Annotated in this window: 1 rRNA gene; it reads right to left on the reverse strand. The window is 51.0% G+C overall.

The window, feature by feature from the left end:
• Window positions 1-845, reverse strand: a 23S ribosomal RNA gene (locus ACLGE8_RS22655); the annotation flags it as partial.
• Window positions 846-912 lie beyond the last annotated feature (67 nt).

Below are 912 nucleotides of genomic sequence, written 5' to 3' on the forward strand. Positions count from 1 at the left end.
TTCACGAGGCGCTACCTAAATAGCTTTCGGGGAGAACCAGCTATCTCCCGGTTTGATTGGCCTTTCACCCCCAGCCACAAGTCATCCGCTAATTTTTCAACATTAGTCGGTTCGGTCCTCCAGTTAGTGTTACCCAACCTTCAACCTGCCCATGGCTAGATCACCGGGTTTCGGGTCTATACCCTGCAACTTAACGCCCAGTTAAGACTCGGTTTCCCTGCGGCTCCCCTATACGGTTAACCTTGCTACAGAATATAAGTCGCTGACCCATTATACAAAAGGTACGCAGTCACACCCCGAAGGATGCTCCCACTGCTTGTACGTACACGGTTTCAGGTTCTTTTTCACTCCCCTCGCCGGGGTTCTTTTCGCCTTTCCCTCACGGTACTGGTTCACTATCGGTCAGTCAGGAGTATTTAGCCTTGGAGGATGGTCCCCCCATATTCAGACAGGATACCACGTGTCCCGCCCTACTCATCGAGCTCACAGCACATGCAATTTTGTGTACGGGGCTATCACCCTGTATCGCCGGCCTTTCCATACCGTTCCACTATCACACATGCTGATTCAGGCTCTGGGCTGCTCCCCGTTCGCTCGCCGCTACTGGGGGAATCTCGGTTGATTTCTTTTCCTCGGGGTACTTAGATGTTTCAGTTCCCCCGGTTCGCTTCATTACGCTATGTATTCACGTAATGATAGTGTGTCGAAACACACTGGGTTTCCCCATTCGGAAATCGTCGGTTATAACGGTTCATATCACCTTACCGACGCTTATCGCAGATTAGCACGTCCTTCATCGCCTCTGACTGCCAGGGCATCCACCGTGTACGCTTAGTCGCTTAACCTCACAACCCGAAGATGTTTCTTTCGATTCATCATCGCGCTGCAAAAATTTGAGAGACTCAAACACAC

Source organism: Kluyvera sp. 142486 (assembly GCF_046569695.1).
Taxonomy (GTDB): Bacteria; Pseudomonadota; Gammaproteobacteria; order Enterobacterales; family Enterobacteriaceae; genus Kluyvera.